The organism is Staphylococcus sp. MI 10-1553 (assembly GCF_010365305.1).
Classification (GTDB): Bacteria; Bacillota; Bacilli; order Staphylococcales; family Staphylococcaceae; genus Staphylococcus.
Genome location: NZ_CP048279.1, coordinates 1,067,140 through 1,080,599 on the forward strand (window position 1 = coordinate 1,067,140; position 13,460 = coordinate 1,080,599).

The following is a 13,460-nucleotide window of genomic DNA, read 5'->3' on the forward strand; positions in this document are numbered from 1 at the left end:
CGTGAAAATGTTTAAAAGTGTAAAAGAATTAATTGAGAGATGTGAAGCGGAGAATAAAGCGATCTATGAAGTGATGCTAGAACAAGAAATGGCTGTAACGGGCATGACAGCTGAAGAAGTGTATACGCACATGGATCACAATTTACAAACGATGGAGAATGCACTTGAAGAAGGATTGGCAGGTGTCACTTCAAAAACAGGATTAACGGGTGGCGATGCGGTCTTAATGAAACAATATATCGAAAGTGGTAACGCATTAGCAGGTAATTTGGTGTTAGATGCAGTAAGTAAAGCTGTTGCGACGAATGAAGTGAATGCGGCGATGGGTAAAATCTGTGCAACACCTACTGCGGGTTCTGCTGGCGTTGTTCCTGGCGTTTTATTTTCGCTTAAAAATAGATTACAATTAAACCGACAAGATATGTTGAACTTTTTACTGACGTCGGGTGCTTTTGGTTTCGTTGTTGCGAACAATGCGTCTATTTCTGGTGCGGCAGGTGGCTGTCAAGCAGAAGTCGGTTCAGCAAGCGCAATGGCAACAGCGGCAATCGTGGAAGCAGCTGGCGGGACACCGCAACAATCTGCGGAAGGTTTTGCGATTTGTCTTAAAAATATGTTAGGTCTCGTATGTGATCCAGTGGCAGGCTTAGTTGAAGTACCTTGTGTGAAACGTAATGCAGCTGGGGCGTCCAATGCGATTGTGTCAGCAGATATGGCGTTGGCAGGCATTACATCTCGCATTCCAACAGATGAAGTCATTGATGCGATGTATAAAATTGGTCAAACGATGCCGTCTGCTTTGCGTGAAACAGGTCGTGGTGGCTTAGCAGGTACACCAACAGGTCAGCGATTAAAACAACAGATTTTTGGTGATTAATAATGACAAAATTAAACCTCATTGAAAATCCTTATGCGCTTAAGGACATCAAAGGGTTAGGCCCAAAGCGGTTGGCCATTTTAAACGAAATGAATATTCATACCATTCAAGATTTGGTGCTCTATTTACCGACGCGTTATGAAGATAATACGTTGGTTGATTTGACGACGGCTGAAGATGAATCCAATGTGACAGTTCGCGGGGAAGTGTATTCGACCCCCACTGTCGCTTTTTTTGGAAGAAATCGTTCAAAATTGACAGTCCATTTAATGATTAATGGGATTGCGGTAAAAGTGGTGTTCTTCAATCAACCGTATTTGAAAAATAAAATTCAGTTGCATGAAACGGTCGGCATTAAAGGGAAATGGTCTCGCCGTAAACAAGAAATCAATGGTCAGAAAATGTTTTTTGATTTATCACAGTTAGCGGATGCGCAGTTTACACCCGTGTACCGTGTGAAAGAAGGGTTAAAACAAAAAACGTTACGAGATATGATAAAACAAACGCTGCAAGACATTACAATTCATGAATGGTTGCCGCCATCGATGCGCGAACAATACAAGTTAGAAACGTTACATGATACACTACATGCCCTTCATGAAGCGAAAGATCAGCAGTCATTATTGCGTGCACGTCGGACGTTTGCTTTTACAGAGTTTTTTATGTTTGAGCTTCGTATGCAGTGGCTCAATCGTATGGAAAAAATGTCAGAAGAAGCGATAGAAGTGCATTACGACATTCAGCAAGTTAAAGCGTTTATAGAGATGTTGCCCTTTGAACTAACAGAGGGCCAAAAACAAAGTGTGAATGAGATCTTTCGTGATTTGAAAGCACCGATACGTATGCACCGTTTATTACAAGGGGATGTGGGCTCTGGTAAAACGGTAGTAGCGGCAATTTGTATGTATGCGATGAAAACAGCTGGGTATCAGTCTGCATTAATGGTGCCGACAGAGATTTTAGCGGAACAACATGCGGAAAGTTTAGTCGAATTATTTGGACCGTTTATGAACGTAGCGCTGTTAACAGGCTCTGTCAAAGGGAAAAAACGTCAACTCCTACTTGAACAGTTAGCGAATGGTGAAATTGATTGTTTAATTGGCACACATGCGCTCATTCAAGATGATGTGGCGTTTCACAATGTCGGGCTTGTGATTACGGATGAACAGCATCGTTTTGGGGTGCAACAACGTCAAAAATTACGTGAAAAAGGCGCACTAAGCAATGTCCTCTTTATGACCGCAACACCTATTCCGAGAACGCTCGCCATTTCAGTATTTGGTGAGATGGATGTGTCATCAATTAAAAGTTTACCAAAAGGACGTAAACCGATTGAAACATACTGGGTAAAGCATGAGCAATATGTCCAAGTCATTGAACATATGGAACGCGAATTGCGACAAGGGAGACAGGCGTATGTGATTTCACCACTGATCGAAAGCTCGGAACATTTAGAAGACGTCCAAAATGCGATTGCACTGTATGAAAACTTACAAGCGGCGTTACCACAGCGTCGTATCGGCTTATTGCATGGGAAAATGAATGCAGATGAAAAAGATGACGTGATGCATCGGTATAGTGCACATAAACTCGATGTCCTTGTCGCAACGACCGTCGTCGAAGTAGGTGTGAACGTGCCAAATGCGACCTTTATGATGATTTATGATGCGGATCGTTTCGGTTTGTCGACGTTGCATCAATTGCGTGGTCGTGTTGGCCGTAGTGATTTTCAAAGTTATTGTGTGCTGATTGCTTCTCCTAAGACAGAAACAGGGATTGAGCGCATGCAAATTATGACACAAACGACGGATGGGTTTGAATTGAGTGAGAAAGATTTAGAAATGCGGGGCCCTGGTGATTTCTTTGGTGTAAAACAAAGTGGCTTGCCTGACTTTTTAGTGGGGAATTTGGTCGAGGATTATCGCATGTTAGAAGTAGCGAGAGATGAAGCGGCCCAACTAATGCAATCGGGGGCGTTTTTTACGGATGAATTTGAACGGTTGCGGACGTTTATTGAAGATAAAGTGTTGTACCAAAGCTTTGATTAATTGGTGGAAAATGTTATGACCCCCGCGTGTTGATGTGACATGAAATCATTTTGAACTGCGCTGTAAACATGTTAAAATGAAATGGAGTCAATTAAGACTTGGTACTAAATTTGGGTGGCGATGATGTGAAAAAGACGAAAGATGAAAGACGTACACTAATTGAAACTACCATCCAGCAAAATCCATTTATCACTGATCAAGCTTTGAGTGACATGTTTGAAGTGAGTATACAGACGATACGCCTTGATCGGAGTCAGTTACAAATTCCTGAACTTCGAGAGCGCGTTAAAAATGTAGCAAAAGATCAATATCAAAATATTAGTGCCCTTGAAGATCAAGACATTATAGGGGATATCGTATCTTTAGAACCTAATTTATCAGGGAAGTCGATTATGACGATTTCGAAAAAAGATGTCTTTACGAGAAATGCGATTGCACGTGGACATGTGTTGTTTGCACAAGCGAATTCATTATGTGTCGCAATAGTTAAACATGCATCCGTATTGACGAAAGAAAGTCATATCCACTTTGTCAAACCTGTACAATTAGGCGATGTCGTTGTTGCAGAAGCGGAAGTCCAATTTCATGATGATAAATATTATGAAATGTGTGTGACGTCATTCGTTGCGCAAGAAAAAGTCTTTGAAGGTCTATTTAAAATGTATTACATAAGCGAGGATGAATAAGATGGTAAAACTAGCTGTAGATATGATGGGTGGCGACGATGCCCCTCACATCGTACTTGAAGCTGTTGAAAAAGCGATTCAAGATTTCGATGATTTGGAGATTATTCTTTTCGGTGATGAAAAGCAATGTCATTTAAACCATCCAAGAGTCGAAATACGTCATACGACTGAAGAGATTTCAATGGAAGATGAGCCAGTACGTGCCATTAAACGTAAAAAAGATAGCTCGATGGTTCGTATGGCTGAAGCAGTGAAAAATGGAGAAGCAGACGGATGTGTCTCAGCAGGTAACACAGGTGCACTCATGTCGGTAGGCCTGTTTATTGTAGGTCGTTTGCCGGGGGTTGCGCGACCAGCGTTGGTCGTTACTTTGCCAACAGTGAGCGGTAATGGTGTCGTATTTTTAGATGTCGGTGCAAATGCCGATGCGAAAGCGGATCATTTGTATCAAAATGCGGTACTCGGTCATATTTATGCGCAAAAGTTAAGAGGCATTGCAGAACCGAGAGTGGCATTACTTAATATTGGGACAGAGGATAAAAAAGGAAATAGCTTAACAAAAGAAGCATTTCGCTTAATGTCTGAAACGGACCAATTCAAATTTACGGGCAATATTGAAGCAAAATCGATTATGGAAGATGAAGCTGACGTTATTGTGACAGATGGTTTTACAGGTAATATCGTGTTGAAAAACTTAGAAGGTACAGCCAAATCATTCGGTAAAATTTTGAAAAATGATTTGTTATCGAGCCTTAAAAATAAATTAGCAGCACTAGTCGTGAAAGATGACATTAAACGTATCGCAAAACAATTGGACTATTCCGAATATGGCGGTTCAGTGTTGTTAGGATTGGACGGTATCGTGGTCAAAGCGCACGGCAGTTCAAATGCAAAGGCGTTTTATTCAGCGATTCGTCAAGCGAAAATTGCTGGTGAAACGAAAATTGTCGAAAATATGAGAGCAAAGGTGGGCGACACTGATGAGTAAAACCGTGTTGATGTTCCCTGGACAAGGGGCACAAAAGGTAGGCATGGCACAAGATTTGTATCAACAAGATGAAGCAGCGACGAAAATTTTAGAAGCAGCTGCTGAACAAATGCCATTTAACATACTTGAGACGATGTTTGAAGACCCAAACCAAGTGTTAGGGCAAACTGAAAATACACAACCTGCACTGTTAACACATAGCATGGCACTTTATGCTGCGATGGGTCAACCGACTGCGGATTATACGATTGGTCACAGTTTAGGCGAGTATTCAAGCCTTGTGATGAGCGGTGTTTTAAAGTTTGAAGCTGCCGTAAAAATCGTTCGTAAACGTGGGGAATTGATGGCACAAGCATTTCCTAATGGTGTCGGCGGTATGGCTGCAGTATTAGGTTTATCATTTGATGAAGTGAAGGCCATTTGTGATCAAATCTCAATAGAAGATGCCGTCGTCGAGCCTGCCAATATTAATGCGCCAGGACAAATCGTTGTGTCAGGTCATAAAGTTGCTGTGGATCGTTTAGTGAGTGAAGGTAAATCACTTGGTGCGAAAAGAGTGATGCCATTAGACGTTTCTGGACCGTTTCATTCGTCTATGATGCAAGTGATTGAAGATGAATTTAAAACGTATATCGATCAATTTGAATGGCATGATGCGACAACGCCAGTCGTACAAAATGTTCATGCAAGACCTGAAACAGATGCAGAAACGATTAAACAACATATGGTGAAACAATTGTATTCGCCTGTGCAATTTATCGACTCTGTTCAATGGTTAATCAATCAAGGTGTGGATCATTTCATTGAAGTCGGTCCGAACAAAGTATTATCAGGTTTAGTTAAAAAAATGAGTAGAGATGTGAAAATAACTTCGATTCAAACGCTCGAAGATGTAAAGGAATGGATTGGAAATGAGTAAAGTTGCATTAGTTACAGGAGCTTCACGTGGGATTGGCCGTAGTATTGCATTACAACTTGCTGAAGAAGGTTACAATGTTGTCGTTAACTACGCTGGTAACCAAGAAAAAGCGGAGGCCGTCGTTGAAGAAATTAAAAATAAAGGTGTCGAAAGTGTTGCCATGCAAGCCAATGTCGCAAATGGCGATGAAGTGAAAGCGATGATTAAAGAAATCGTCAAAACTTTAGGTTCACTCGACGTTCTTGTCAACAACGCAGGTATTACGAGAGACAACTTGCTAATGAGAATGAAAGAACATGAGTGGGATGATGTGATTGATACAAACTTAAAAGGTGTCTTTAACTGTATCCAAAAAGCAACACCACAAATGTTGAAACAACGTGCTGGACGCATTATCAACTTAACAAGTGTTGTCGGTGCAGTGGGTAACCCAGGTCAAATTAACTATGTGGCCTCTAAAGCAGGTGTCATTGGGATGACAAAAACTGCAGCGCGCGAATTGGCGTCACGTAACATTACTGTCAATGCCGTCGCTCCAGGCTTTATCGTTTCAGATATGACTGACGCGTTAAACGATGACTTGAAAGAGACGATGAAGACACAAATTCCATTAGGTCGTTTCGGTCAAGATACAGACATCGCGCATACAGTAGCATTTTTAGCTTCAGATAAAGCGGCTTATATTACAGGCCAAACGATTCATGTCAATGGCGGTATGCATATGGAATAATCATGGCTGCGTTTTGAACATGAAATCCTGAGTTGAAACTAAGAATTTTGTTCACTGCGCATTTGATGTTAATGAAATGTATGTAGAACGCGGTGAACTTCATTGAAATGGGTTGTATTTAAGCCGATAAAATGGCAAAATATAACAGTCGAGTATTTCAATTCGATAAAAAAACGCGCAACATGCGTTACATAAACAGAGCATTTTTTTATAAGGAGGTGAAACAACGTGGAAAACTTCGATAAAGTCAAAGACATCATCGTTGACCGTTTAGGCGTAGACGCTGACAAAGTCACTGAAGATGCATCTTTCAAAGACGATCTAGGCGCTGATTCACTTGATATCGCTGAGTTAGTAATGGAATTAGAAGATGAATTCGGTACTGAAATTCCAGATGAAGAAGCCGAAAAAATCAACACAGTGGGAGACGCTGTTAATTACATTAATACACTTGAAAAATAATGATTATCGGAGCTGGGACATTAAGTTTCCTCAGCTCCTTTACTATATTTTGTTGTGTATGCCAAGGAATTGGGATGGGACATAAAAAATTTTGATGCTATTGATGCAATATTTTTGTTAAACTTGCCCTCCCTATGATTTGTGGCTTTAGATTGCCTTCATGGCTTCGCGTTCCTAGGGGCTGGCCCTTCAACTCACTAACGCTTGATTAAATTGTTACATTTGTTGATGCGTTAGTGGGTTTTGGGAGCAGTACAGAAATCTCATGTGCAACAAAGATTTCGTAGTACTGCCCCCGCAAGGCTGACTAGACTTCTCAAAAGCATGCGTATTGAGAAGTCAGACAGCTACTGCGATAAACAGCAACCACTATTAAAGTAAAGAAGTGGCACTCATTCCCTCAGGAGTCTCAGCCTTCTGGGGAATCTTATATCAAATACAGCGGAACTGAGGTCAAGTTTTTGAAATCAAGAAACAATAGTATCAAATTTTCTATCCCATTCACCCTCATTTTTCGACTACTTTAAAATCATTAATCAGTCAAAAATATATGAATGGATTGAGGCTTAAAATTTTTAAGTCCCAATCCCATCTCCATATGAACTTTAGAGTATGAGAAGTTTTAATGAATGGATAGGCTTCGGTTTTGATATCACGTATAATAGAAACAGGTATGGATTTTGGAAAGAAGGGTCTCACTTTTATTGAACACGATGACAATGTGATGTGCTCACTAAAAGTTTGGGAGCGTATACGAAAATATAGGTCGTCACAGCTTGTAGTATCAAATGCGAGTGTTAAAAATATGATGTACAACTGATGATGGCTGGATTATCAAATAAAAAATGTCCATGCATCTGATTGAAAGAAATAAAGGAGGAAATAATGGCATGACGAAAGTGCGTAAGGAAACGCTCGTCGCTGAGTTTCGAGAGAATTTTGCGAAAAAAATGAAAGCATTGAATTTGGCATATGAAAATATGTCACTTTATCAACAAGCTTTTTCACATTCTAGTTTTATTAATGACTTTAATATGGACCGTACTGAACATAATGAACGGTTAGAGTTTTTAGGAGATGCTGTACTCGAATTAACTGTATCACGTTATTTATTCGATGCATTTCCGAAATTGCCTGAAGGAGATTTGACGAAAATGCGTGCCAATATCGTTTGTGAACCATCGCTCGTTGTTTTCGCGCAACATATTGATTTAATGCCGCTCATCTTGCTCGGTAAAGGTGAAGAAAAAACAGGCGGTAGAACACGTCCGTCATTAGTCGCGGATGTCTTTGAAGCATTTGTAGGTGCACTGTATTTAGACCAAGGGCTTGAAGCGGTGTGGCACTTTGCAGAAGCTGTCATTTTTCCACACGTTAAAGGACGCCAACTGATTGGTGTTGTCGATTTTAAAACAAAATTTCAAGAATATGTTCATCAAAACTATTTAGGTGCTATCAAATATCGAATTGCGAAAGAAGAGGGACCTGCGCATAACAAAACGTTCACTTCCGAAATTTTATTAAATGGGGAAGCTGTCTCTCAAGGTGAAGGTCGTACGAAAAAAGAGTCTGAACAAAAAGCAGCCGAACAAGCATACTTATTGATGACACATAAGGAGTAGAATATGGTTTATTTAAAGTCAATTGATGCATATGGATTTAAATCATTTGCGGAAGCCACTCAAATTCAATTTGACAAAGGTGTCACAGCCATCGTTGGTCCGAATGGTAGTGGGAAGAGTAATATTACTGACGCAATTAAATGGGTGCTCGGTGAACAATCTGCGCGTTCATTGCGTGGCAGTAAAATGGAAGACATTATCTTTTCTGGTGCACAACATCGCAGTGCCCAAAACTTTGCTGAAGTGCAGTTGAAACTCGATAATAGTCGAGGCTTGTTGAATTTTGATGCGACAGAAGTCATTGTGACGAGACGACTTTATCGTAATGGTGACAGTGAGTTTTATGTCAATAATGAGCGCCGGCGTTTGAAAGATATACACGAGCTCTTTTTAGATTCAGGTCTTGGTAAAGAAGCGTTCAGTATTATTTCACAAGGACGCGTCGATGAAGTGCTTAACGCGAAACCGACTGATCGCCGTCAAATTATTGAAGAGTCTGCAGGGGTATTGAAGTATAAAAAACGTAAAGAAGCGTCGTTAGAAAAGCTGTCACATACTGAAGACAATTTAACGCGTGTGGAAGACATTTTGTACGATTTAGAAGGTCGCGTGGAACCGTTAAAAGAAGAAGCGGCGATTGCGAAAGAGTATTTGCAGTTGAGTGACATTTTAAAAGAAAGTGATATTCGTGTAACGGTGCATGACATCGCGTCGTATCAAACGCAAATTGAGGATCATGACACGTCATTGAATGAATTAAAGAGTCAGCAAGTCGATACGCATCATAAAAAGTCTCAAATTGCACATACGATGCAAAAGGCAAAAGGTGAACGTTTTGAAGTCGATCAGCAATTAGAAAAAGTCAACCAGCAACTGATTGAAACGACAGAACAAGTTGAGAAGTTGACAGGGCAATATCAATTAATTGAAGAACGTCAAAAGAACCAATCGCAATCTAATGCACGTATTGAAGAGGAACAGGCGTCTATTGCACAACATCAGCAACAATTAGATCAAGATGTGGCAGAAACTGAAAAAACGCTGAGTCAATTAAAAGAGAAGCGTCAACAATTAAATCAACACATTCAAACGCTCGAAGGACAATTGTATCAGTCTGACGAAACGATGGAAGAAGATGTTGAAACGTTAAAAGATACGTATTATCAATTAATGACTGAACAAGCGGATATTAACAATGACATTCGATTTTTGACGAAAACGATTGAAGAACATAAAGCGAAACAATCTCGTATCGATTCTAGATTGACTGAGGCTTATGCGCAGTTAAAAGATGCCCAACAACATATGCATGACATCGAGCAACGTCAACAACAAAAAAAGCGTCAAATGACGAAAGTCGAAAATGATTGTAAACAAATTAAAGCGTCATTATCAAAAGTGAAGTCTGAACAAACAGAGGCAGAATCACAACTGTATCAAGCGTACCGTTACAATGATAAGTTGAAGGCACGTATTGAAACGATGAAAATGCGTGAAGACGGTTTGAGTAGCTTCTATCAAGGTGTTAAAGCTGTCTTAAAAGCTAAAGATCAACAATTACAAGGCATTCACGGCGCAGTAGCCCAACAAATTGATGTCCCTTCAAAATATACGACAGCGATAGAAACGGCTTTAGGTGCGAGTATGCAACATGTCATCGTATCTGACGAAGCTGCAGCCCGCCAAGCGATTCAATTTTTGAAAACGAAAAAATTAGGACGCGCCACATTTTTACCACTGAACGTTATTAAAGGAAAAACATTAGATACACGCGTCGTTCAAACAGCTCAACAAATGGCGGGATTTGTTACTGTCGCAAGTGAAGCGGTACAAGTTGATGCGACATACAAAGCGATTATCGACAATTTATTAGGACGTACATTAATTGTAGACGGTTTGAAAAATGCGAATGAAATGGCCCGTGCGATTCAATACCAAACGCGCATCGTTACATTAGAAGGTGATGTCGTTAATCCAGGAGGTTCAATGACTGGGGGCGGTACACAACAACGTCAAAGTTTACTCGGACAAAAAGATGAACTGCAACAGTTACAAGCTCAGTTAGAGACGTATCTTGAAAAGACGAAGCAATTGGAAGTGTTTTGTCAAAATCAAAAGTCACAACAAGATACGTTGAGTGAACAATATGTTACAGCACAACAAGACTTCAATACGTATAAACAAGAACTTCACGATTTGTCATTAGAACATGATCGCTATCGTGAAATCGAACAACGCTTAAAAAATGAACATGAAGAGTTTGAGTTCGAAAAAAATGATGGGTATCAAAGTGATAAAAGTGAAGCGACATTAAAAGATAAACAAGCGCGCCAAGCTGAAATCGCTGAACAACTCGAACAAATGGACAAACAAATTAAAGCGATGACAGAACAACGAAAAGTGTCTCAAGCACAAGCATCACAATTACAACAACAACTCCATCAATACAAGTCTGATTTTGCGGTTGTCGTTGAACGTATTAAGACACAACAACAACAATTCAAACGTTTGGAAAAAGAACAACAACAAATCGATGCCCAACAACAAAAACTAACAGATCAATTGGCACTGATTAATTCAGATGAAGTGAATGATCGTTCGACACTTGAAAAGATTCAAGCACAAATTACAGAATATCAAGACGCCAAAATTCGTCATCTCGAAGAACAGCAACAATTACGACAACAGCGTCAAGATATTGAAGATTTGATTGAATCGAATGAACAAGCGTTAGAGTCCATTCATCAAAAATTGTTGGAAATTGAAAACCAGTATCAAAATATCAAGTCTGCACAATCAAGATTAGATGTACTCATTGATCAAGCGTTGAAACATTTGAATGAAAAATATCATATGACATTCGAACATGCGAAATCGTCTTATCCGTTAGCAGATGCGAACATTGATGCATTACGTCAAAAAGTGAAGCTCACACAAATGTCGATTGATGAATTAGGACATGTGAATTTGAATGCGATTGAGCAATATGAAGAAGTGTCTGCACGTTATACATTCTTATCTGAGCAGCGCAATGATTTAAGAGAAGCAAAAGCAACGTTAGAACAAATCATTCAAGAAATGGACGCAGAAGTGGCGGAACGTTTCAGTACGACATTCCATGCGATTCAAGACCATTTTGCGAGTGTGTTCAAAAACTTGTTCGGTGGCGGTCAAGCGGAACTCATATTGACGGAAAAAGACTACTTAACAGCAGGCGTCGATATTAAAGTACAGCCACCAGGAAAAAAATTACAACATTTGTCGCTATTAAGTGGGGGTGAACGTGCATTAAGTGCCATTGCGTTACTATTTGCGATATTGAAGGTGAGATCTGCACCATTTGTCATATTGGATGAAGTAGAAGCGGCATTGGACGAAGCAAATGTCATTCGATATGCGACATACTTAAAAACATTGTCTAAAGATACACAATTTATTGTCATTACCCACCGAAAAGGTACGATGGAAATGTGTGATTGTCTTTATGGCGTGACAATGCAAGAAATGGGCGTGTCGCGTCTCGTAAGCGTAAATTTAAATACAATAGATGAAGTATTGAAGGAGGAATAAGCGTAAAATGAGCTTTTTTAAACGATTAAAGGATAAATTTGCGAAACCTGATAAAGAACAACAACTAGAACAAGATTTACAACAAGATGCCGTTGAACACCAGGAGCCTGAACTAGCACAACAAGCAGCGCCGGGCGAAACAGTGCATCAAGACAATGATCTCACATCTGTAGAAGATGAATTTGATGACGGCTTAATGTCGATTGAAGAATTTGAAGAGCTCGAATCACAAAAAATCGGTGCGAAATTCCGTGAAGGTCTTGAAAAATCTCGCGAAAACTTTCAAAATCAACTAAACAATTTATTAGCCCATTACCGTAAAGTGGATGAAGATTTCTTTGAAGCATTAGAGGAAATGTTAATTCAAGCTGACGTCGGTTTCAACACAGTGATGGAACTTGTGGATGAATTACGTATGGAAGCGAAACGCCGTAATATTACTGAAACAGAAGATTTACGTGAAGCGATTGTTGAAAAAATTGTAGAAATATATCAACAAGACGATGAAAAATCAGAAGAGATGAATATTGAAGATGGCCGCTTGAATGTCATTTTAATGGTCGGCGTTAACGGTGTAGGTAAAACGACGACAATCGGTAAACTCGCGTACCGTTATCAAGCACAAGGTAAAAAAGTGATGTTAGCTGCAGGAGATACATTCCGTGCAGGTGCAATCGAACAACTTGAAGTTTGGGGACAACGTGTAGGTGTCGATGTCATTCGCCAAGGTGAAGGATCTGACCCAGCTGCTGTCATGTATGATGCGATTAACGCTGCGAAAAATAAAGGCGTTGACATTTTAATTTGTGATACAGCGGGTCGTTTACAAAACAAGCAAAACTTAATGAATGAACTTGAAAAAGTGAAACGTGTCATTAGCCGTTCAGTTCCAGATGCACCTCACGAAGTGTTACTCGCACTCGACGCAACAACAGGACAAAATGCATTGGCACAAGCGAAAGCATTTAAAGAAGTGACAGACGTGACAGGTATCGTCTTAACGAAACTTGATGGAACAGCTAAAGGTGGTATCGTCCTTGCCATCCGAAACGAATTGCACATTCCAGTGAAATATGTTGGCTTAGGTGAAAAACTGGATGATTTACAACCGTTCAACGCAGAAAGTTATGTTTACGGCTTATTTGCAGATATGATTGAACAAAATGTACCAGAAGCAGAGGAAAATCAACCGGAAAACGAGGGATAGCCCATGCACCATGACGATGATTTAATTAAAACGGTCCGAATGAATTATCTCTTTGACTTTTATCAGTCATTACTCACCGAAAAACAGCGCAACTATTTACGACTCTTTTACTTAGAAGACTATGCGCTTAGTGAAATTGCAGAGACATTTGAAGTGAGTCGTCAAGCAGTGTATGATAACATAAGAAGAACTGGCGATTTAGTGGAAGATTACGAACAAAAATTAGGGCTCTATCGCCGTTTTACCCGTAGACAAGAGATTTTTCAACAAATACGAGACCATATTCATGAACCAGAACACATTCAACAATATATCCAAGAACTTGAAGAACTAGAATAAGGAGGGTCACTT

At 40.0% G+C, this 13,460-nt stretch carries 11 protein-coding genes; all 11 read left to right on the plus strand.

What is annotated here, in order from left to right:
• Positions 1-7 precede the first annotated feature (7 nt).
• The 11 genes from sdaAA (at position 8) to GZH82_RS04760 (ending at position 13,448) form a co-directional block, all read left to right on the plus strand.
• A complete protein-coding gene (gene sdaAA / locus GZH82_RS04710; RefSeq protein ID WP_162683001.1) occupies positions 8-877 on the plus strand; it encodes an L-serine ammonia-lyase, iron-sulfur-dependent, subunit alpha in 870 nt (289 codons plus the stop codon).
• A gap of 2 nt (positions 878-879) precedes the next feature.
• The gene (gene recG / locus GZH82_RS04715) at positions 880-2,925 is read left to right on the plus strand and encodes an ATP-dependent DNA helicase RecG (RefSeq protein ID WP_162681526.1); all 2,046 of its coding nucleotides are present in this window, start codon (positions 880-882) and stop codon (positions 2,923-2,925) included.
• A gap of 125 nt (positions 2,926-3,050) precedes the next feature.
• A complete protein-coding gene (gene fapR / locus GZH82_RS04720; RefSeq protein WP_203232847.1) occupies positions 3,051-3,611 on the plus strand; it encodes a transcription factor FapR in 561 nt (186 codons plus the stop codon).
• Position 3,612: 1 nt separating this feature from the next.
• A complete protein-coding gene (plsX, locus tag GZH82_RS04725; protein ID WP_162681528.1) occupies positions 3,613-4,599 on the plus strand; it encodes a phosphate acyltransferase PlsX in 987 nt (328 codons plus the stop codon).
• Positions 4,592-5,518 (plus strand): ACP S-malonyltransferase, encoded by a 927-nt coding sequence (gene fabD, locus GZH82_RS04730; RefSeq protein ID WP_162681529.1) that lies wholly within the window; start codon positions 4,592-4,594, stop codon positions 5,516-5,518. The genes plsX and fabD overlap by 8 nt, the downstream gene beginning before the upstream one ends.
• Complete coding sequence (gene fabG / locus GZH82_RS04735) at positions 5,511-6,248, plus strand: 3-oxoacyl-[acyl-carrier-protein] reductase (protein WP_162681530.1); 738 nt, start codon at positions 5,511-5,513, stop codon at positions 6,246-6,248. The genes fabD and fabG overlap by 8 nt, the downstream gene beginning before the upstream one ends.
• Positions 6,249-6,476: 228 nt before the next feature.
• Positions 6,477-6,710: an acyl carrier protein gene (locus GZH82_RS04740; RefSeq protein ID WP_019165520.1), complete on the plus strand. Its 234-nt coding sequence runs from the start codon at positions 6,477-6,479 to the stop codon at positions 6,708-6,710.
• An 890-nt stretch (positions 6,711-7,600) separates the two neighbouring features.
• Complete coding sequence (gene rnc, locus GZH82_RS04745; RefSeq protein WP_162681531.1) at positions 7,601-8,332, plus strand: ribonuclease III; 732 nt, start codon at positions 7,601-7,603, stop codon at positions 8,330-8,332.
• A 3-nt stretch (positions 8,333-8,335) separates the two neighbouring features.
• Entirely contained in the window at positions 8,336-11,902 is a 3,567-nt protein-coding gene (gene smc / locus GZH82_RS04750; RefSeq protein WP_162681532.1) for a chromosome segregation protein SMC, read from the plus strand.
• Positions 11,903-11,909: 7 nt separating this feature from the next.
• Positions 11,910-13,109, plus strand: coding sequence for a signal recognition particle-docking protein FtsY (ftsY, locus tag GZH82_RS04755; protein ID WP_162681533.1), 1,200 nt, complete (start codon positions 11,910-11,912; stop codon positions 13,107-13,109).
• 3 nt (positions 13,110-13,112) lie between these two features.
• Entirely contained in the window at positions 13,113-13,448 is a 336-nt protein-coding gene (locus GZH82_RS04760) for a putative DNA-binding protein (protein ID WP_019165649.1), read from the plus strand.
• Positions 13,449-13,460 lie beyond the last annotated feature (12 nt).